The sequence below is a fragment of the Pseudomonas sp. Leaf129 genome, from assembly GCF_001423465.1.
Lineage (GTDB): Bacteria > Pseudomonadota > Gammaproteobacteria > Pseudomonadales > Pseudomonadaceae > Aquipseudomonas > Aquipseudomonas coleopterorum.
Genome location: NZ_LMOC01000009.1, coordinates 286,397 through 306,685 on the forward strand (window position 1 = coordinate 286,397; position 20,289 = coordinate 306,685).

Genomic DNA, 20,289 nt, shown 5'->3' on the forward strand with positions numbered 1-20,289 from the left:
AGCGGGGTGACATCGAACCACCCTAAACCACTGGTGCGACGCTTTTCAATATATTTGACACCCAGCGCACATAGGCCCACGGATGTGCGTTTTATCCAACAAGCGAGGGGTTTCCTGCATGAACATCACCAGCATCGTCGACTTCGCCCAACACAGCGTCACCCCGGAACGCTACCGCCCGGCGCCTGAAAAAATCCTCGGCGGCGACCCCGAACAGACACTGTTCAACCACTACCAGAGCCCCTGCGGACAGATGAACGCGGGGGTCTGGGAAGGCCAGGTGGGGCAATGGACGGTCAACTACACCGAGCACGAATATTGCGAAATCGTGCAGGGCGTTTCCGTGCTGCGTGACGACCAGGGCAACGGCAAGACCTTACGCGCCGGCGACCGCTTCGTGATCCCTGCAGGTTTCACTGGCACCTGGGAGGTGCTGGAGGCGTGCCGCAAGATCTACGTGGTGTTCGAATCCAAATAAGCACCGCGCCCCATGCCTAGATCCAGGAGCTACAACCGTTGATGACACGACGTTATTTCGCTATCGGCTCCGCCCTGCTGGCTACCGGTGCGGCTTTCTATCGTTTCGCCCAGGCTGACGAAAAACGCCCCACGACCGGCGGCAACTACACGCCCCAGGTGCATTACGCACCGCCCACAGGCTTCATGAACGACCCCAATGGCCTGGTGTTTTTCGACGGCGAATATCACCTTTACTATCAACACAACCCGTCGGCGACGACGATGGGCAACGTGCACTGGGGACACGCCGTCAGCCCTGATCTTCTCAATTGGCAGACCTTGCCCACCGCCTTGTTCAACACCCCGGCCGGTCAGGCGTTCAGCGGCAGCGCGGTGGTTGACCAGCACAACCTGAGCGGACTGTTCCAGGCACAACCAGACGCTGGGGAACGAGCGGGCGGCATCGTCGCCATCTATACGCGCGCTTCGGCAACCCTGCAGACCCAGGAAATCGCCGCCAGCAGCGACCGCGGGCGCAGCTTTGTCGAGTACGCTCACAACCCGGTGCTGGACATCGGTTCCAGCCAGTTCCGCGACCCCAAGGTCTTCTGGCACGCGCCGGAACAGTGCTGGATCATGGTGGTGGTCGAGGCACGCTCGCATCGGGTGCTGTTCTACGGCTCGGTCGATCTGAAATCCTGGGACAAGCGCGGTGAATTCGCAGACAGCGGCCTGCTGGGCATCGACTACGAGTGCCCGGACCTGATCCGTGTACCCGTCGAAAACGGCGGCGAGCGTTGGGTGCTGATCCTTTCGATCAACCCCGGCGGCCCCCTGGGCGGCAGTACGGTGCAGTATTTCATCGGCGACTTCGACGGCCGGCAGTTCACCGCCGAGGACCGCGTCACGCGGCTGATGGACTTCGGCAAGGACTTCTACGCCTTTCAAAGCTTCTCCAACCACTCCGGGGCACCGGTGGGCCTGGCCTGGCTCAGCAACTGGCAGTACGCCAACGAGGTGCCTGCCTCACCATCCAGAGGCATGATGACACTGCCGCGGACCCTGGGATTGCGGCGCGTGGGCAAGGACTGGCGGCTGGTGCAGCAGTTCGTCGACCTCGCTCCCTTGGCGGGCAAGGTCCTGATCGACGACACCCGGCCATGGGGCAGCGCAACGCTGGCCAGTGCCGCATTGCCCGCTGGCGAGGCGATCGAGGTGCGTCTGGAAGTTGAATTGCAGCCAGGTGCCGTGGTGACGGTCCGTCTGTCCAATCAGGCTGGAGAAACCCTTGAGGCCGGATTCGACGCGGGCCCTTTCGGCGGCTTGTTCATCGACCGACACGGTGCGTCAGGCTTTGAGCAGCGCTATTTCGTCGACCGGTTTTCGTATGCCTTCCAACCTGATACCCGCACCATGGACATGCACCTGGTGATCGATCGTTCCTGCCTGGAACTGCTCGGTGCCGCAGGCAGCGCGGCAGGGACTGCGCTGTACTACACGAAATCGCCATTGGAGCGCATCAGCGTTGTTGCACAAGGAGGAAACGCGCGCCTGAGCAAGGTTTTCGTCACCACCCTGAACCCCATTACCAGCGCCCAAGCCCAGCATCGCTAGATCGAAAGCCTGGGCCTGCGCAAAACCGGGCACAAAAAAAGGCCCGCATCTTTCGATGCGGGCCTTTTTCTGGTCGCCAAAATCAATTACTTGATTTTGCCTTCCTTGTACATCACGTGCTTGCGAACAACCGGATCAAATTTCTTGATCTCGATCTTGTCCGGGGTAGTACGCTTGTTCTTGTCGGTAGTGTAGAAGTGACCAGTACCGGCGCTCGAGATCAAACGAATCAATTCACGCATGATAAAGCTCCCTTAGATCTTGCCAGCTTTGCGAATTTCGGCCAGCACGACAGTGATGCCGCGCTTGTCGATGATACGCATGCCCTTGGCGGATACGCGCAGGCGAACAAAACGTTTCTCTTCTTCAACCCAGAAGCGGTGATGCTGCAGGTTCGGCAGGAAACGACGACGGGTTTTGTTGTTTGCGTGGGAAATGTTATTCCCAGTCACCGGACCCTTACCGGTAACTTGACAGACTCTCGACATGCCTCAGCCCTCTAAAACCACATGCCCAACCCGGCATGGGTTGGCCGCTTATCTTTCAGTCATTTGGCGCACGGCGCCGCGTTTCTTCAGGGTCTTACCCGCCTCACCGTGAAGGCAGAGGAACAGGGCCCTAGAAAAGAGCGCTGCTTTATACCAGAAACCCTGCAGTGCAACAACTCCAGATGCACAATCGATGCGCCCAGCTGCGCCGGCATCGGCGCAGGCACAGCACCGGCGGGCGTGCTGCGACATGACCACTCGTCGCGCAAAAAAACGATTTAGGGATAGTCAACGCTGCTCGACATCTCTAGGGTAGGACTTTTCTCCAGACTGCATAGGCAGATGGGCCCTCGACACGCCAAGGAAACACACCATGCGTCTTGCGACTTTGCCGTTCTTGCTTGCTCCCCTGTTTGCCTCTGCGCTGGTGCATGCTGCGCCTTTGACGGTCTGTACCGAAGCCAGCCCCGAAGGCTTCGACGTGGTGCAGTACAACTCCCTGACCACCACCAACGCGTCGGCCGACGTGTTGATGAACCGCCTGGTGGAGTTCGACGCCAAGGCCGGCAAGGTCATCCCCAGCCTGGCGGACAGCTGGACCGTGTCGGCCGATGGCCTGACCTACACGTTCAAGCTGCACCCAGGGGTCAAGTTCCACGACACCGCCTACTTCAAGCCAGACCGCGAGCTGAACGCGCAGGACGTGCTGTTCAGTTTCCAACGCATGCTCGACCCGGCCAACCCTTGGCACAAGGTGGCGCAAAGCGGCTTTCCGCACGCCCAGTCGATGCAACTGCCTGGCCTGATCAAGAAAATCGAGGCGCCTGATCCACTGACCGTACGGTTCACCCTGGATCATCCCGATGCTACGTTCCTGGCGACCCTGAGCATGGGCTTCGCCTCGATCTATTCGGCGCAATACGCCGGCCAACTGATGCAAGCCGGCACTCCGGAAAAGCTCAACAGCCAGCCGATCGGCAGCGGGCCCTTCGTATTCGTGCGCTTCGAAAAGGACGCCGTGGTGCGCTACAAGGCCAACCCTGATTACTTTGCCGGCAAGCCTGCCGTCGACCCTTTGCTGTTCGCCATCACCCCGGACGCCAACGTGCGCCTGCAGAAGCTGCGCCGCAACGAATGCCAGCTGACCCTGTCGCCCAAGCCCCTGGACATCGCTGCGGCCGCCGACGACAAGAGCCTGAAGGTGATCAAGACCGAGGCTTTCATGACCGCGTTCGTGGCCATCAACAGCCAGCACCCGCCTTTGGACAAGCCTGAAGTGCGCCAGGCCATCAACCTGGCCTTCGACAAGGACAGCTACCTCAAGGCCGTCTTCGAAGGCACCGCCGAGGCTGCCAACGGCCCCTACCCGCCCAATACCTGGAGCTATGCACGGGACTTGCCCGGCTACAAGCAGGATGCGGCCAAGGCGCGCGAGTTGCTCGCCAAGGCGGGCTTGAAGGACGGCTTCAACACCACGATCTGGACCCGCCCTTCGGGCAGCCTGCTCAACCCCAACCCCAGCCTGGGCGCGCAGCTGTTGCAGGCCGATCTGGCCAAGGTCGGCATCAAGGCCGAGATCCGCGTAATCGAATGGGGCGAGTTGATTCGCCGTGCCAAGGCCGGCGAGCATGACCTGCTGTTCATGGGCTGGGCCGGCGACAACGGCGATCCGGACAACTTCCTCACCCCGCAGTTTTCCTGCGCAGCCGTGCAGTCGGGCACCAACTTCGCTCGCTATTGCGACAAGGGCCTGGACAAGCTGATCAGCGACGGCAAGGCAGTGACCGATCAGGCCCAGCGCAGCAAGCTGTACCAGCAGGCCCAGGCGCAGATCCAGAAGCAGGCGCTGTGGCTACCGCTGGCCCACCCCACCGCCGCCGTACTGGCTCGCGAAGGGGTCGAGGGCTACACCGTCAGCCCATTCGGTCGGCAGGATTTCTCCAGGGTTTCAGTGGAGAAATAGGCTGCCACTACCGGCCTCTTCGCGGGTAGAACCCGCTCCCACAGTGGATTTTCGTATCACCACGGATCCCTGCAGGAGCGGCCGGTGCATGTACAGCCGAATCTCGCCCCTTACATCCACCCGTGCTCGACCATCGACAACGGCTCGCCCTCGCCGATGATGATGTGGTCGAGCACCCGCACATCCACCAGCGCCAATGATTCCTTGAGGCGCTGGGTCAGCGAGCGATCGGCCTGGCTCGGGGTTGGATTCCCGGAAGGATGGTTGTGCGCCAGGATCAACGCCGCGGCGTTCAGGGCGATAGCCCGTTTGACCACTTCGCGCGGGTAAACCGCCGCGCTGTCGATGGTGCCGCGAAACAGTACTTCGAACCCCAACGGCTGATGCTTGGTGTCGAGGAACAGGCAACCGAACACTTCCTGGCGCTCGTGGCGCAGCTTGGCCTTGAGGTAGCGGCGCACCGACTCCGGATCTTCCATGGCCGGCCCGCGGTTCAACCGCTCGGCCATGTAGCGACGGTTCATCTCGATGGAGGCCTGCAACTGGGCGTACTTGGCAGGGCCCATGCCGAAGTGCTGGCTGAAGGTTTTCTGGTCGGCTTCGAGCAAGGCGCGCAGACCGCCGAAGCGGATCAGCAGGTTGCGCGCGACGTCGACGGCGCTGTGCCCGGCCACGCCGGTGCGCAGGAATATCGCCAGCAGCTCGCCATCGGAAAGACTGCCCGGACCATGCGCCAGCAGGCGCTCACGAGGGCGCTCGGCCTCGGGCCAATCGCGAATACTCATCCCCACTCCCTGTCTGTGTGCCTCGCTGTTCCATAGCGAGCGCTGTGCTATCTTAGCGCAACTTTTTGCACGGCGATCCGGCCCCGGAAGGCGGTTTCACCGTGGTGTTATTACCAGATATAAAGGCAGGCCTATGCAGCGGCTGTATCGAAAACGCATCATTCTGGGCGTCGGCGGCGGCATTGCCGCCTACAAAAGCGCCGAGCTGGTACGTAGGCTTCTGGAGCAGGGCGCCGAAGTGCGCGTGGTAATGACCAAGGGCGGCAGCGAGTTCATCACGCCCCTGACCCTGCAGGCGCTGTCCGGCCACCCGGTGCATCTGGACCTGCTCGACCCGGCGGCCGAAGCTGCCATGGGCCACATCGATCTGGCCAAATGGGCCGACCTGGTCCTCATCGCCCCGGCCACCGCCGACCTGATGGCACGCCTGGCCCAGGGCCTGGCCAACGACCTGCTGACCACCCTGGTACTGGCCACCGACGCCACCGTGGCCATCGCCCCGGCCATGAACCAGGCCATGTGGCGCGACCCGGCCACACAGGACAACCTGCACCTGCTGCGCAGCCGCGGCCTCAAGGTCTTCGGCCCGGCCGCTGGCAGCCAGGCCTGCGGCGACATCGGCCTGGGCCGCATGCTTGAAGCCACCGAACTGGCGCTGTGCGCGGCCGAATGTTTCGAGCACCTGGCACTGACCGGCAAGCACGTGTTGATCACTGCCGGGCCGACCCAGGAAAACATCGACCCGGTGCGCTACATCACCAACCACAGCTCCGGCAAGATGGGCTTTGCCCTGGCCGAAGCGGCCGTCGAAGCCGGCGCCCGCGTCACCTTGATCTGCGGCCCGGTACACTTGTCCACGCCCGACCGCGTCACCCGCATCGACGTGGTCAGCGCGCGCGACATGCTCGCCGCCTGCGAGGCGGGCATGCCCTGCGACGTGTTCATCGCGTCTGCTGCCGTGGCCGACTATCGTCCCGAAGTGGTGGCTGCGCAGAAGCTCAAGAAAGACCCCAGCAGCGGTGACGGCCTGCTGTTGCAGATGGTCCGCAACCCGGACATCCTGGCGACCATCGCCGGTCGCGCCGATCGTCCATTCAGCGTCGGCTTCGCCGCCGAGACCGAGCACCTGCTCGACTACGCCGCGCGCAAGCTCAAGGACAAGAACCTGGACTTGATCGTGGCCAACGACGTCGCCAACCCCAGCATCGGCTTCAACAGTGAAGAAAACGCCTGCAGCGTGATCGACCGCCAGTTGCAGACCACTGCTTTCGCCCAGACCAGCAAGGGCAAGATCGCCCGCCAGCTGGTTTCCTTCATCGCCAAGCGCCTCGATCAGGTTTAACGACATCCATGCACACCCTACAAGCCAAGATCCTTGACCCACGTCTGGCCCGGGACTTCCCGCTGCCACACTACGCCACACCCGGCTCCGCAGGCCTGGACCTGCGCGCCATGCTGCAGCAAGACACCCTGCTGGCGCCTGGACAGACCCTGCTGATCCCTACCGGCCTTTCGATCTATATCGGTGATCCGGGCCTGGCAGCGATGATCCTGCCGCGCTCGGGCCTGGGCCACAAGCACGGTATCGTGCTCGGCAACCTGGTCGGCCTGATCGACTCCGATTACCAGGGCGAACTGATGGTCTCGTGCTGGAACCGTGGCGACAGCGAGTTCACCCTGACGGTGGGCGAGCGCATCGCTCAACTGGTGCTGGTTCCTGTGGTGCAGGCTCACTTCGAACTGGTCGAAAGCTTCGACGAAAGCCAGCGCGGGACCGGCGGTTTCGGTCACTCCGGCACGCAGTAAACGGCCATGCAGACCCAGCGGCCGTGGCGATGCCCGTCCGCCTCAAAGCGTTCAATGCGGAGATGACAGGTGAAAGGATTTCCTCGCAATGCCAAGACGGCCGAGCACGGCCAGGCTTCGAACGCGCGGACCACCGCCGGTAACCAGGCACTGCTGATCGCCGTCGTCGGCGTGCTCGTCGCCTTGCTGCTGATCTGGTTTCTGGTCGTCGCGCCGCTCGCCGGCCGTGCCTTCCAGAACGCCGAGGCGACCGCCGCCGCGCCTTTCACCGCAGGTCTGGACACCGTGATCGCGCGCCAAGCCGGCGTAACCGCTACCTTGGCTCACTCACCGGCACTGACGGCTGCGCTGGCCAGCCAGGACCCTTCGCTCATCGCTCAGGCCGTTGACGCCGTGCCCTTGATCGATGGCCTGCAGGGCGTGCGCCTGAATCTGCCGAGGCAGACCAAGGTCGATCAGCAGGGTGCTGCGCCGATCAATTTTGCCGTACTGGACATGATCAGCCGCGCCGAACGCGGTACTGCCACTGCGCCCGAGGCCTACAAGGTCAACGGGCGCTGGTGGATCTACAACGTCGCCACCGTCCAGCAAAGCTCGACATCCCCAGTGCTGGGTACGCTGGTACTGGCCTTCGAGATGCAGCCCCTGACTCAGGCCCTGGCACTGCCCGACGCCGAATTCGGCCAACTGCGCCTGCAGCAGAGCGTGCTGGGCAGCCCGCCGCAAGTGCTGGTCGAACAAGGCAGCAATGCGTCGGCCATGCGCTACCCGTATCTGACCGCCAACCCCAACTGGCGCCTGGAATTCAGTCCCGGGCCACTGTTCAAGCCACCGTTTGCCTGGAGTGCACTGGGCCTGATGATGCTTGCCGCGGCGATCGCCATCGGCTGCGCCGCGCTGGCGGTACGTCTGGCCCAACGCCAACTGTATGCACGCATCGAGGCCGACGCGCGGCAGCTTGAGCAGTTGCTCGAGGAGTTGTCCGGCGGCAAGGCGGTCAAGGCGTTCGGCTTGAGCCTGGCGCCCCTCAACGGCCTGGCACAGGGTCTGGCGCGCCTGTCCCTGCGCGAGGGCGCCGCGCGTCCGGCCGACAGCAGCACAGCCGCGCCTGCGCCCGTGCCGGTCGTGGACGACTGGACCAATCCGATCTTCCAGGACATCGACATGCTCGAGCTCGACGCCACCGAGCCTGTCGTCGAAGCGAGCGACGTGCCGCCAGCGCTGCCCCACGGCATCTTTCGCGCCTATGACATTCGCGGCATCGTCGGCAGCACCTTGAATGCCGACACCGCCTATTGGGTGGGACGTGCCGTCGGCGCGCAAAGCCTGGCCATGGGCGAGGCCAACGTCAACGTCGGCCGCGACGGGCGCCTGTCCGGTCCCGAGCTGGTGCAGCCGTTGATCCAGGGCCTGGTTGACGCCGGTTGCCACGTCAGCGACGTGGGCCTGGTGCCGACACCTGCGCTGTACTATGCCAACCACGTGCTCAGCGGCCGCTCCGGTGTGATGCTGACCGGCAGCCACAACCCGCCGGACTACAACGGCTTCAAGGTAGTGATCGCCGGCGACACGCTGGCCAACGAACAGATCCTGGCCCTGCACCAGCGCCTGCTGCACAACGACCTCAGCCAAGGCCAGGGCAGCGTCGAGAAGGTCGAGATCCTGGAGCGCTATGTGGCGCAGATCCGCGATGACATCGTTCTCACCCGCCGACTCAAGGTCGTGGTCGACTGCGGCAACGGCGCCGGTGCCGTGGTAGCGCCGCAGCTGATAGCGACTCTGGGATGCGAAGTCATCCCGTTGTTCTGCGAGGTCGACGGGCATTTCCCCAACCATCATCCGGACCCGAGCAAGGCCGCCAATCTGCAGGCGTTGATCGCCAAGGTCAGCGAAACGGGCGCCGACCTGGGCCTGGCCTTCGATGGCGACGCGGACCGTGTGGGCGTAGTCACCAACACCGGCCGCATCATCCATCCCGATCGCCTGCTGATGCTGTTCGCGCGCGACGTGCTGTCGCGCAACCCCGGCGCCGACGTGATCTACGACGTCAAATGCACGCGTCGCCTGGGCCCGCTGATCAAGGAACACGGCGGCCGCCCGGTGATGTGGAAGACCGGGCATTCCCTGATCAAGAAAGAAATGAAGCGCACCGGCGCGCTGGTGGCCGGGGAAATGAGCGGGCACATCTTCTTCAAGGAACGCTGGTTCGGCTTCGACGACGGCATCTACAGCGCTGCGCGACTGCTGGAAATCCTCAGCCGTGAACACCTCAGTGCCGAAGACGTCTTCGCCGCATTCGCCGACGACGTGTCGACGCCCGAGCTCAACATTGCGGTGACCGAAGACAGCAAATTCGGCATCATCGACGCCCTGCACCACGGCGCTCAGTGGGGGGATGCCCAGCTCACCCTTATCGACGGCGTGCGCGTGGACTACCCTAGAGGCTGGGGCCTGGTCCGCGCCTCCAACACCACCCCCGTGCTGGTGACGCGTTTCGAGGCAGAAGACGCCGAGGAACTCGAACGAATCCAGGGCGTCTTCCGTACCCAGTTGTTGAAAGTCGCACCCGATCTGCACCTACCGTTCTGACCACTTGTTTCACTGGAGCCCCGCATGACCCTCGAACGTGATGCCGCCACCAACGTCGCCAAGGTATTGTCCGAAGCGCTGCCCTATATCCGCCGCTTCGTCGGCAAGACCCTGGTGATCAAGTACGGCGGCAACGCGATGGAGAGCGAGGAGCTCAAGACCGGTTTCGCCCGCGATATCGTGCTGATGAAGGCTGTCGGCATCAACCCGGTGGTAGTGCACGGCGGCGGGCCGCAGATCGGCGACCTGCTCAAGCGCCTGTCCATCGAGAGCCATTTCGTCGACGGCATGCGCGTCACTGACGCCCAGACCATGGACGTCGTGGAGATGGTGCTCGGTGGCCAGGTGAACAAGGACATCGTCAACCTGATCAATCGCCACGGCGGCAGCGCCATCGGCCTGACCGGCAAGGACGCCGAGCTGATCCGCGCACGCAAGCTGACGGTGACCCGTCAGACCCCTGAAATGACCAAGCCGGAGATCATCGACATCGGCCACGTCGGGGAAGTCAGCGGGGTCAATACCGATCTGTTGAACATGCTGGTCAATGGTGACTTCATCCCGGTGATCGCGCCCATCGGTGTCGGTCCGGATGGCGAGTCCTACAACATCAACGCCGACCTGGTGGCCGGCAAGGTGGCCGAGGCACTCAAGGCCGAGAAGCTGATGCTGCTGACCAACATCGCGGGTTTGATGGACAAGGAAGGCAACGTGCTGACCGGCCTGACCACCGAGCAGGTATCGGGCCTGATCGCCGACGGCACCATCTACGGCGGCATGCTGCCCAAGATCCGTTGCGCGCTGGAAGCGGTCCAGGGTGGCGTGACCACCTCGCACATCATCGACGGCCGCGTCCCCAATGCCGTGCTTCTGGAAATCTTCACCGACAGCGGTGTCGGGACCCTGATCAGCAACAAGAAGATCGGTTGACCTGACCGCGCGGGGTGCATCAGAAGCACCGCGACGACCGCCGAAGCGGTTACCGCGGGGATTCGAGGAGTTTGACCAACCGGGTTCGCTGCTGGGCGAACCCGGCGTCCGCTTCGCTGCGTGTCTGCTGCAGTTTGGCGATTCGCGCTTTGGCGTCAATGATCTGAGCCTGCACATCACGCAACTGGTCGAGCATCGATGTCGACACTTCCTGACCCGCCCGCTCCTGCGCCGCTGCCTGCCCCTGCAGCGCTGTCTGCTGACCCTGCAAGGTCTGCACGTTCGCCGTGGCCACGGCAATCAGGGCATCGATCTCCGCCCTGCGACGAGCACTGGCCTTGTCCAGCTCCTCCAGCGATGGATAGCGGTCGAGCAACTGCACATCGGCTTGCGACTGCACTTGGGCTTGTTGCTTGAGGCGTATTTCTTCGGCCGTCGGCGCAGGCGGCACGGTCTGTACCACCCGACCGCTCTGGTTGAGTACCTGATAACCCTTGCCCACGTACTCCGGCGGTACGCCCTGGCGATCCAGCACCGTCACGCCGCGGCTATCGACATAGCGATAGAGCAGCATGACCGGTGCCTGCGCGGCCACGGCCAAGACCGGCAGCAGGCCGAACGCTGCGACCACCACCGCACGCCATCGCACGTGACTAGATACCGTACTGCGCACGATAGGCTTCGACCGCCGGCAGATGCTGCTTGAGCTGCGCGTCGTCGGTGAGGAATTCCAGCACTTGATTCAGCGAAACGATGCTGACCACGGGCACGCCGAAGTCACGTTCCACTTCCTGAATGGCCGAAAGCTCGCCATTGCCACGCTCCTGGCGATTGAGGGCAATCATTACCCCTGCCGCGGTCGCGTTCTGCTGCTGGATGATCTGCATGACTTCACGGATGGCCGTACCGGCAGTGATCACGTCGTCGATGATCAGCACGTTGCCGGCCAGGGGCGAACCGACCAGGCTGCCACCTTCGCCATGCGCCTTGGCTTCCTTGCGGTTGAAGCACCAGGGCACGTCCAGCTGATGCCTTTCGGCCAGTTGCACCGAAGTGGCAGCGGCCAGGGGAATACCCTTGTAGGCGGGCCCGAACAGGACGTCGAAAGCGATGCCGCTGTCGACGATGGCTGCGGCATAATAGCGCGCCAGTTCGGCCAGCGCGGCACCGGTGTTGAACAGGCCGGCATTGAAGAAATAAGGACTGGTACGCCCTGATTTCAGGGTGAATTCGCCGAAACGCAGAACGCCTCGATCAATTGCAAAACGAATGAAGTCGCGCTGATAGGCCTGCATCGAAAAAGTCCCGGATACCACGGATTTAGCTAATTAGGTAGAGCTCGGGTATCATACACGCACAAGATTTTTGGGGCCATGTATGCGGATCATCAGTGTGAACGTCAATGGTATTCAGGCGGCAGTCGAGCGCGGGTTGCTCAGTTGGCTGCAGGCCCAGAATGCCGACGTCATCTGCTTGCAGGACACCCGTGCTTCCGCCTTTGAACTGGACGACGCCGCCTTCCAACTGGACGGCTACTTCCTTTATGCGTGCGATGCAGAAGTTCCAGCCCAGGGCGGTGTGGCGCTTTACTCGCGGTTGCAACCCAAGGCGGTCATCAGTGGGCTGGGCTTCGAGACAGCCGACCGCTACGGGCGTTATCTGCAGGCAGATTTCGATAAACTCAGTATTGCCACCTTGCTGCTGCCTTCGGGCATGAACGGCGATGAAGACCTGAACCAGAAGTTCAAGCTCATGGACGACTTCGGCAAGTACCTGGACAAGCAACGGCGCAAGCGTCGCGAATACATCTACTGTGGTTCGCTGTATGTTGCACAGCAGAAACTCGACATCAAGAACTGGCGCGACAGCCAGCAGTCGCCCGGCTTCCTGGCACCCGAGCGGGCCTGGATGGACGAAATCGTCGGCAACATGGGCTATGTCGATGCGCTGCGCGAAGTCAGTCGCGAAGGCGACCAGTACAGCTGGTGGCCCGACAACGAACAGGCCGAGATGCTCAACCTGGGCTGGCGCTTCGACTACCAGCTGCTGACCCCAGGCCTGCGACGCTTCGTGCGCAGCGCGCGCCTGCCACGCCAGCCCCGCTTTTCCCAGCACGCGCCACTCATCGTGGACTACGACTGGACCCTGACGATCTGATCGCCAGGCACAAAAAAGCCGACCTTGCGAGGTCGGCTTTTTTGTGGGCTTCTTGCAGAGTTTGGACACTGTGGGAGCGGGGCGGGCGGCGAGCCTCTGCCCGCGGAGGCCGCGCTGCGGTGAATCAGACAGACCACATGCGCCGCTACAAAGGCAGCGCAATCTCTGTGGGAGCGGGCTCTGCCCGCGAATGCAGGCCCTGCGGTCCGTCTGACGCACCGCAGTGCCTGCATTCGCGGGCAGAGCCCGCTCCCACACAGAGCCTGCCTTCACAGAAAGCCAACCCTATGGCCAGCCTTATAGGAGGCTAGCCCTAATAGGAGGCCAGCCTTATGTAGAGCCCGCATCCACAAAGGGCTTTCGTCACTCGGCCAAGGCAGCTTTCTGCAGGGCGAAGATCTCTTCCATGCCCTGCTGGGCCAGTGCCAGCATGGCGTTGAGGTCGGCCGGCTGGAACGGCGCGCCTTCGGCGGTGCCCTGCACTTCGATGAAGCCACCGGTACTGGTCATCACCACGTTGAGGTCGGTCTCGGCAGCGGAGTCCTCCAGATAGTCGAGGTCCAGGACCGGTTCGCCTTGGTACATGCCCACCGACACGGCAGCAATCATCTGCTTGAGCGGATCGCCGCCCTTCAGGCCGCCGCGCTTCTTGACCATCTTCAAGGCATCGACCAACGCCACCATGGCACCGGTGATGGACGCGGTCCGCGTGCCACCGTCGGCCTGGATGACATCGCAGTCGACGTACAGCGTGATGTCGCCCAGCTTGCTCATGTCCAGCGCCGCACGCAGCGAGCGGCCGATCAGGCGCTGGATTTCCAGGGTACGGCCGCCTTGTTTGCCACGGCTGGCTTCACGCTGGTTACGGTCGCCGGTGGCGCGCGGCAGCATGCCGTATTCGGCGGTCAACCAACCCTGGCCCTGCCCCTTGAGGAAGCGCGGCACGCCGTTTTCGACGCTGACGGTGCAGATCACCTTGGTGTCGCCGAACTCTACCAAGACAGACCCTTCGGCGTGCTTGGTGTAGTTGCGAGTGATGCGGATCGAGCGGAGCTGATCGGCGGCGCGACCACTTGGACGTTTCATCGGGATACCTGTACTGGACTCAAATCTGGCGGGCATTATAGGGCGTTCGACCATGAATTGCCCGTCCCGCCCCCGCAGATCGCGCCAGCATTGGGAGCCGGCGCCAGGTTGCGCTACAATCCCGCGCCTCGATTCATCGTCCATCGTCTGCGAGGTTTCTCCCCCATGGTGCACAGCATGACCGCCTTCGCGCGTTGCGAACGAGCCGCGGCCCAAGGCACCCTGAGCTGGGAGCTGCGCTCGGTCAACCATCGCTATCTGGAACCGCATCTGCGCCTGCCCGAGGCCCTGCGCGACCTCGAAGGTTCGGTGCGCGAAGCACTGCGCCAGGGCCTGTCGCGCGGCAAGGTCGAATGCACCCTGCGCTACACCGAGGACACCAGCGGCCAGCCCTTGCAGGTCGATCGCGAACGCGCCACGCAATTGATTGCCGCCGCCGAGACCGTTGCCGCTCTGATCAAGCAGCCTGCTGCGCTCAACCCACTGGAAGTACTGGCCTGGCCCGGCGTGCTGGTGGCCGACGCCAGCGATCCTCAAGCCCTGAGCACGGCGGCCAACGAATTGTTCGCACAGGCATTGGCCGAGCTCAAGGCCGGCCGCGTACGCGAAGGCGCCGAACTGGCCCGGCTGATCAATGACCGGCTCGATGCCATGAGCAGCGAGGTCGCCACCTTGCGCAGCCTGGTGCCGCAGATGCTCAGCGCGCAACGGCAGAAGATCCTCGACCGCTGCGCCGACCTGCAGGCCGAACTCGACCCGCAGCGCCTGGAGCAGGAAATGGTCCTGCTGGCACAGAAAAGCGATGTGGCCGAAGAACTCGACCGCCTGACCACCCACGTCACCGAAGTGCGGCGCGTGCTCAAGGCCGGCGGCGCCGCCGGCCGACGCCTGGATTTCCTCATGCAGGAACTCAACCGCGAAGCCAACACCCTGGGCTCCAAAGCCTTCGACCCACGCAGTACGCAGGCTGCCGTCAACCTCAAGGTGTTGATCGAGCAGATGCGTGAACAAGTGCAGAACATTGAGTAAGGCCACCCTTTCATGACCCACAGCACCGGCACCCTTTACATCGTTTCGGCTCCCTCGGGCGCGGGCAAGACCAGCCTGGTCAAGGCCCTGATCGACGCCCAGCCATCCATTCGCGTCTCGGTCTCGCACACCACCCGCGCCATGCGTCCGGGCGAGGTCTGTGGCGTGAACTATCATTTCGTCGACCGCGAAACCTTCATCGACATGATCGGCCACGGCGACTTCCTGGAGCAGGCCGAAGTGTTCGGCAACCTCTACGGCACGTCCCAGAGCCATCTGCAGCAGACCCTCGACGAAGGTCACGACCTGATCCTGGAAATCGACTGGCAGGGCGCCGAGCAAGTGCGTCGGCTGATGCCATCGGCACGCTCGATCTTCATTCTGCCGCCTTCGCAACTGGCGCTGCGCCAGCGTCTGACCAACCGCGGTACCGACAGCGACGAGATCATCGAGACGCGCATGCGCGAAGCGGTCAGCGAGATGAGCCACTATGTCGAATACGACTACCTGATCATCAACGACGACTTTGCCTCGGCCCTGGAAGACCTCAAAGCGGTGTTTCGCGCCAACCGCCTGCAGCAGCAGGCACAGCAGCAAAAGCACGGCGCTTTGCTGGCCGAACTGCTCGCCTGAAAACAAAGCTTCCCTAAACGCTGGTGATTTTTTAAACTATCGAGTCCGCTCGCCCATCCGGGCCGCGCGCATAATCGCATTTGCTACGAGGAAGACCATGGCCCGCGTAACCGTTGAAGACTGCCTAGAACACGTGGATAACCGTTTCGAGCTGGTCATGCTCTCCACCAAACGCGCTCGCCAGCTGGCGACCGGCGGCAAAGAGCCGAAAGTGGCGTGGGAAAATGACAAGCCTACCGTGGTAGCCCTGCGTGAAATCGCCGAAGGCCTGATCGACTATGCTGCTATCGCTGAAGCTGAAATCGTTGAAGACGAACCCCTCTTCGCAGCATTCGAAGACGAGGCCAACGAGGCCGTCTAAGTCCATGCCTGGTCGACGCTGTACGGCGCGAGGTTCTATCCCACATCGGCAGGAGGTCTCCCCTTGCCGAGCATAGACGCCCTCGCCGATCGCTTGTCGACCTACCTCGGCAAGGAACAGGTCAACCTGGTCCGCCGAGCGTACTTCTACGCCGAACAAGCCCACGACGGCCAACGCCGTCGCAGCGGCGAAGCCTACGTCACGCACCCGCTGGCGGTGGCAGGCATTCTCGCCGACATGCACATGGACCATCAGAGCCTGATGGCGGCCATGCTGCACGACGTGATCGAAGACACCGGTATCGCCAAGGAAGCACTCAGTGCCCAGTTCGGCGAAACCGTGGCCGATCTGGTCGACGGGGTCAGCAAGCTGACTCAGATGAACTTCGAGACCAAGGCCGAGGCTCAGGCGGAAAACTTCCAGAAGATGGCCATGGCCATGGCCCGGGACATCCGTGTGATCCTGGTCAAGCTGGCCGACCGCCTGCACAACATGCGCACCCTCGAAGTGCTGTCCGGCGAGAAGCGTCGGCGCATCGCCAAGGAAACCCTGGAAATCTACGCGCCCATCGCCAACCGGCTGGGCATGCACAACGTGCGCGTCGAATTCGAGGACCTGGGCTTCAAGGCCATGTACCCGATGCGCTCGGCGCGCATCTACCAGGCGGTCAAGCGCGCCCGCGGCAACCGCAAGGAACTGGTCAACAAGATCGAAAATTCCCTGGCCCATTGCCTCTCGGTGGATGGCATCGAAGGCGATGTCAGCGGTCGCCAGAAACACATCTATGGCATCTACAAGAAGATGCGCGGCAAGCGCCGTGCCTTCAACGAGATCATGGACGTGTACGCCTTCCGCATCGTGGTCGACAAGGTCGACACCTGCTACCGCGTGCTGGGCGCCGTGCACAACCTGTACAAGCCCCTGCCAGGCCGCTTCAAGGACTACATCGCGATTCCCAAGGCCAACGGCTACCAGTCGCTGCACACCACCTTGTTCGGCATGCACGGCGTACCGATCGAAATCCAGATCCGCACCCGTGAAATGGAAGAGATGGCCAACAACGGCATCGCCGCCCATTGGCTGTACAAGTCCAGCGACGACGAGCAACCCAAGGGCACCCACGCCCGTGCCCGTCAGTGGGTCAAGGGTGTGCTGGAAATGCAGCAACGTGCCGGCAACTCCCTGGAATTCATCGAGAGCGTGAAGATCGACCTGTTTCCGGACGAGGTCTACGTGTTCACGCCCAAGGGCCGCATCATGGAGCTGCCCAAGGGTTCCACGGCGGTGGACTTTGCCTATGCGGTGCATACCGACGTGGGCAACAGCTGCATCGCCTGCCGCATCAACCGACGCCTGGCGCCGCTGTCCGAGCCGCTGCAGAGCGGTTCGACGGTGGAAATCGTCAGTGCACCCGGCGCACGCCCCAACCCGGCCTGGCTCAACTTCGTGGTCACCGGCAAGGCCCGCACCCATATTCGCCATGCCCTGAAGCTGCAACGCCGCTCGGAATCGGTGAACCTGGGCGAACGTCTGCTGAACAAGGTGCTCAACGGTTTCGACAGTGCGCTGGACAAGATTCCTGCCGAGCGCGTTCAAGCCATGCTGGCCGAGTACCGCCTGGAGCTGATCGAAGACCTGCTCGAAGACATCGGCCTGGGCAACCGCATGGCCTATGTCGTGGCACGACGCCTGCTGGCGACCGATGGCGGCGAGCAGTTGCCCAGCCCCGAAGGGCCGCTGGCCATTCGCGGTACCGAGGGCCTGGTGCTCAGCTATGCCAAATGCTGCACGCCCATCCCCGGCGATCCGATCGTGGGTCACCTGTCGGCGGGCAAGGGCATGGTGGTTCACCTGGAAAACTGCCGCAACATCAGCGAAATCCGCCACAACCCGGAAAAATGCATCCAATTGGGCTGGGCCAAGGACGTCACCGGCGAGTTCAACGTCGAGTTGCGCGTGGAACTCGAGCACCAGCGCGGCCTGATCGCGTTGCTGGCCAGCAGCGTCAACGCCGCCGACGGCAACATCGAGAAGATCAGCATGGACGAACGCGATGGCCGCATCAGCGTGGTCCAGCTGGTGGTCAGCGTGCACGATCGCGTCCACTTGGCCCGCGTCATCAAGAAACTGCGCGCCCTGGCTGGCGTCACCCGCCTCACGCGCGTGCGTGCCTGAGGCGCGGAACCTTCATTTCAAGGAGCTGTTCATGACCAAGACCGTAATCACCAGCGACAAGGCACCTGCCGCCATCGGTACCTACTCCCAGGCCATCAAGGCTGGCAATACCGTCTACATGTCCGGCCAGATTCCACTGGACCCTGCCACCATGGAGCTGGTCGAAGGCTTCGAGGCTCAGACCGTGCAGGTGTTCGAGAACCTCAAGTCAGTGGCAGAGGCTGCTGGTGGTTCGTTCAAGGACATCGTCAAGCTCAACATCTTCCTGACCGATCTGAGCCATTTCGCCACCGTCAACGAAGTGATGGGCCGCTACTTCCAGCAGCCTTACCCTGCCCGCGCCGCCATTGGCGTTGCCGCCCTGCCCAAGGGCGCGCAGGTTGAAATGGACGCTATCCTGGTCATCGAATAAGCCGCCCCGCGCGCTGCGGCAATCGTCTGCAGCGCCATTCGCCAGCAAGGACTTCCTTCATGCGTCACGCGCTCGCCCTATCTCTGGCCGCCCTGCTTCTGGGCGGCTGCGCCAGCCACGAAAACGTCGACCCCAACGGCGTCTGGATCAATCAGAAAGCCATCGATGCCGCCGCCAAGGGCGCAAGCCTGCGCCAGGCGCTGTTGGCCAACGGCCCGACACTGGAATGGTCGATCGACACCGTGGCCGGTCAGGCTCGTTTCAGCAATGGCTTCGAAGAGGGCGAAGGCAAGCTGGTGCCCCAGGCCGATGGCCAATTCAAGGTGGACTTCTACGGCAACGGTGAAGACACCCTGAAAATCGACGGCGCTACCCTGCAACAAGCAGCGAGCGATAACACCCCGGTGCAAACGTTCAGCAAGTCGGCCACCCCGGCGCGTGCGGACACGCCGGTGGGCGCGACCTTCGAGCAGGCGCTGTACACCGCCTACATGGGCGGCGACTGGAAAGTCGTCGAGGGCCCAGGCCAGGGCGGCGTGGCTCATTTCCTGCCCGACGGACGCATCGATGGCCTGGCGGGCCTGGATCGATACGCGTTGTGCCTGGCGGGTGACTGCGCGGCCATGAGCGGCGAGTTCGACAGCATGTGGCTGGAACAGCAACAGCGCGGCAATGCCTTCATCTTCCGTCGCAACGGCAATCAGCTGGAAATCCTGCAGGCGCTCAACCAGGCCCAGGACGATGAAATGCCCAACCTGGTCCCCGGCACCCGGCGCTGGTTGCTCAGCAAGTAGCACCGGGACGAGGCGAGGCTACCGGCTCAGCAAGGCCGCATACCCTTCCCGATAGGTGGGGTACTGCGGCGTCCAGCCCAGGGCACGTGCACGCGCATTGCTGCAGCGCTTTGAACCGGTGCGGCGGATGCTCTGGGTCTGCGAGCGCTGGGTGACGTCCAGATACGTGCGCAGCCAATCCACCACCTCGTGCAACGGGGCCGGGGCATCGTCGACGCCTATGTAGCAGTCATCCAGCCCGACGCCCCGAGCATCCGCTTCCAGCAGAAACGTCAAAAGCCCAGCGGCATCGTCGGCATGAATGCGGTTGCCGTACAGCGGCGGCTGCGACGCGACCTGATAACCCTCGCGTACCTGCCCGGCCAGACGCTCGCGACCGGGCCCATAGATGCCGGTCAGGCGCACGACGGTCGCCGGTTCAGGCGCACTCAATGCCAGTTGCTCGGCTTCGAGCATCAGGCGCCCGGAAAACCCGCTGGGCGTTACCGGCGAGGTTTCATCAACCCATTCCCCTTCGCTCTGTCCATACACGCTACTGCTGGAGACGAAGAACAGGCGTCTGGGCGTCTGCCGGTGCTCTGCCAGCCAGCTCAATACATGGCGCAAGCCGTCGACATAGGCGGCTTGATAGCCCGGCTCGTCGTGTTGCGTGGCGGCCACGCAATACAGCAGGTAATCCACGGGCTCGCGTGGCCAGGCCTCAGGGCACTGCGCCTGGTGCAGGTCGGCAGCGACGCCGAGTACACCGTCAGGCAACTGCTCGATGTGCCGACGCAGACCGTGCACGCGCCAGTTCGATGCCAACAGGCGGCGGGCGACGCGACTGCCGATATCGCCGCAACCGGCGATCAATACAGTGGGTGAAGTCATGCGCAAGGTTCCTGAAAGTCAGGCTCCGAGCCTACCCTTACCCGAGGTTTTGCGGCCAGCGGTATTAAATAAGTTACATTATTACTTTTGCTAACAAGAATTACTTGCAATAATACCGCCCCAATCTGTTCTCGGTCT

Annotated in this window: 21 protein-coding genes; 14 read left to right on the top strand and 7 right to left on the bottom strand. The window is 62.9% G+C overall.

Features of this window, described 5'->3' with window-relative positions; genetic code table 11:
- Positions 1–118 precede the first annotated feature (118 nt).
- Both ASF66_RS17670 and ASF66_RS17675 read left to right on the top strand, forming a co-directional pair.
- A complete protein-coding gene (locus ASF66_RS17670; protein WP_049860357.1) occupies positions 119–478 on the top strand; it encodes a cupin domain-containing protein in 360 nt (119 codons plus the stop codon).
- A 41-nt stretch (positions 479–519) separates the two neighbouring features.
- Positions 520–2,073 carry a glycoside hydrolase family 32 protein gene (locus ASF66_RS17675; protein WP_201782776.1) on the top strand — a complete coding sequence of 518 codons (1,554 nt, stop codon included), beginning with the start codon at positions 520–522 and terminating at the stop codon, positions 2,071–2,073.
- A gap of 86 nt (positions 2,074–2,159) precedes the next feature.
- Here ASF66_RS17675 and rpmG read toward each other — a convergent pair whose 3' ends face one another.
- Both rpmG and rpmB read right to left on the bottom strand, forming a co-directional pair.
- Positions 2,160–2,315 carry a 50S ribosomal protein L33 gene (gene rpmG / locus ASF66_RS17680; protein WP_022960960.1) on the bottom strand — a complete coding sequence of 52 codons (156 nt, stop codon included), beginning with the start codon at positions 2,313–2,315 and terminating at the stop codon, positions 2,160–2,162.
- Positions 2,316–2,327: 12 nt separating this feature from the next.
- A complete protein-coding gene (rpmB, locus tag ASF66_RS17685; RefSeq protein ID WP_007894701.1) occupies positions 2,328–2,561 on the bottom strand; it encodes a 50S ribosomal protein L28 in 234 nt (77 codons plus the stop codon).
- 373 nt (positions 2,562–2,934) lie between these two features.
- Between rpmB and ASF66_RS17690 the strand changes: the two genes are divergently transcribed.
- A complete protein-coding gene (locus tag ASF66_RS17690) occupies positions 2,935–4,524 on the top strand; it encodes an ABC transporter substrate-binding protein (RefSeq protein WP_056844790.1) in 1,590 nt (529 codons plus the stop codon).
- 110 nt (positions 4,525–4,634) lie between these two features.
- Here ASF66_RS17690 and radC read toward each other — a convergent pair whose 3' ends face one another.
- Positions 4,635–5,309: a RadC family protein gene (gene radC / locus ASF66_RS17695; RefSeq protein ID WP_043192194.1), complete on the bottom strand. Its 675-nt coding sequence runs from the start codon at positions 5,307–5,309 to the stop codon at positions 4,635–4,637.
- A gap of 133 nt (positions 5,310–5,442) precedes the next feature.
- Between radC and coaBC the strand changes: the two genes are divergently transcribed.
- From coaBC to argB, 4 genes are all read left to right on the top strand, one after another.
- On the top strand, positions 5,443–6,651 hold the full coding sequence (gene coaBC, locus ASF66_RS17700; protein ID WP_056844791.1) for a bifunctional phosphopantothenoylcysteine decarboxylase/phosphopantothenate--cysteine ligase CoaBC: 1,209 nt from the start codon (positions 5,443–5,445) through the stop codon (positions 6,649–6,651).
- Positions 6,652–6,659: 8 nt separating this feature from the next.
- Positions 6,660–7,115, top strand: coding sequence for a dUTP diphosphatase (gene dut / locus ASF66_RS17705; protein ID WP_056844792.1), 456 nt, complete (start codon positions 6,660–6,662; stop codon positions 7,113–7,115).
- Between the two features lie 1,164 nt (positions 7,116–8,279).
- Complete coding sequence (locus ASF66_RS17710; protein WP_236707125.1) at positions 8,280–9,704, top strand: phosphomannomutase/phosphoglucomutase; 1,425 nt, start codon at positions 8,280–8,282, stop codon at positions 9,702–9,704.
- A 24-nt stretch (positions 9,705–9,728) separates the two neighbouring features.
- Complete coding sequence (gene argB, locus ASF66_RS17715) at positions 9,729–10,634, top strand: acetylglutamate kinase (protein WP_049860364.1); 906 nt, start codon at positions 9,729–9,731, stop codon at positions 10,632–10,634.
- Positions 10,635–10,683: 49 nt separating this feature from the next.
- Here the strand turns inward: argB and ASF66_RS17720 are convergent, their stop codons facing one another.
- Together ASF66_RS17720 and pyrE are read right to left on the bottom strand one after the other, a co-directional pair.
- Positions 10,684–11,208 (bottom strand): DUF4124 domain-containing protein, encoded by a 525-nt coding sequence (locus ASF66_RS17720; protein WP_442962786.1) that lies wholly within the window; start codon positions 11,206–11,208, stop codon positions 10,684–10,686.
- Between the two features lie 79 nt (positions 11,209–11,287).
- Positions 11,288–11,929 (bottom strand): orotate phosphoribosyltransferase, encoded by a 642-nt coding sequence (pyrE, locus tag ASF66_RS17725; protein WP_056844795.1) that lies wholly within the window; start codon positions 11,927–11,929, stop codon positions 11,288–11,290.
- Positions 11,930–12,011: 82 nt separating this feature from the next.
- Here pyrE and ASF66_RS17730 point away from each other — a divergent pair, with 82 nt between their 5' ends.
- The gene (locus ASF66_RS17730) at positions 12,012–12,791 is read left to right on the top strand and encodes an exodeoxyribonuclease III (RefSeq protein WP_043192186.1); all 780 of its coding nucleotides are present in this window, start codon (positions 12,012–12,014) and stop codon (positions 12,789–12,791) included.
- Positions 12,792–13,154: 363 nt separating this feature from the next.
- On the opposite strand, the gene rph is transcribed toward ASF66_RS17730, so the two are convergent.
- Positions 13,155–13,877: a ribonuclease PH gene (rph, locus tag ASF66_RS17735; protein ID WP_049860367.1), complete on the bottom strand. Its 723-nt coding sequence runs from the start codon at positions 13,875–13,877 to the stop codon at positions 13,155–13,157.
- Between the two features lie 165 nt (positions 13,878–14,042).
- Here rph and ASF66_RS17740 point away from each other — a divergent pair, with 165 nt between their 5' ends.
- From ASF66_RS17740 to ASF66_RS17765, 6 genes are all read left to right on the top strand, one after another.
- A complete protein-coding gene (locus tag ASF66_RS17740) occupies positions 14,043–14,906 on the top strand; it encodes a YicC/YloC family endoribonuclease (protein WP_049860368.1) in 864 nt (287 codons plus the stop codon).
- Positions 14,907–14,918: 12 nt separating this feature from the next.
- Positions 14,919–15,539: a guanylate kinase gene (gene gmk, locus ASF66_RS17745; RefSeq protein ID WP_049860369.1), complete on the top strand. Its 621-nt coding sequence runs from the start codon at positions 14,919–14,921 to the stop codon at positions 15,537–15,539.
- Between the two features lie 97 nt (positions 15,540–15,636).
- Complete coding sequence (rpoZ, locus tag ASF66_RS17750; protein WP_043192179.1) at positions 15,637–15,900, top strand: DNA-directed RNA polymerase subunit omega; 264 nt, start codon at positions 15,637–15,639, stop codon at positions 15,898–15,900.
- Between the two features lie 63 nt (positions 15,901–15,963).
- Positions 15,964–18,075, top strand: coding sequence for a bifunctional GTP diphosphokinase/guanosine-3',5'-bis pyrophosphate 3'-pyrophosphohydrolase (gene spoT, locus ASF66_RS17755; RefSeq protein WP_049860370.1), 2,112 nt, complete (start codon positions 15,964–15,966; stop codon positions 18,073–18,075).
- Positions 18,076–18,106: 31 nt separating this feature from the next.
- Positions 18,107–18,487 carry a RidA family protein gene (locus ASF66_RS17760; RefSeq protein ID WP_049860371.1) on the top strand — a complete coding sequence of 127 codons (381 nt, stop codon included), beginning with the start codon at positions 18,107–18,109 and terminating at the stop codon, positions 18,485–18,487.
- A 59-nt stretch (positions 18,488–18,546) separates the two neighbouring features.
- Positions 18,547–19,281: a hypothetical protein gene (locus tag ASF66_RS17765; protein WP_056844796.1), complete on the top strand. Its 735-nt coding sequence runs from the start codon at positions 18,547–18,549 to the stop codon at positions 19,279–19,281.
- A gap of 18 nt (positions 19,282–19,299) precedes the next feature.
- On the opposite strand, the gene ASF66_RS17770 is transcribed toward ASF66_RS17765, so the two are convergent.
- Positions 19,300–20,151 carry an SDR family oxidoreductase gene (locus tag ASF66_RS17770; RefSeq protein ID WP_056844797.1) on the bottom strand — a complete coding sequence of 284 codons (852 nt, stop codon included), beginning with the start codon at positions 20,149–20,151 and terminating at the stop codon, positions 19,300–19,302.
- Between the last annotated feature and the right edge of the window lie 138 nt (positions 20,152–20,289).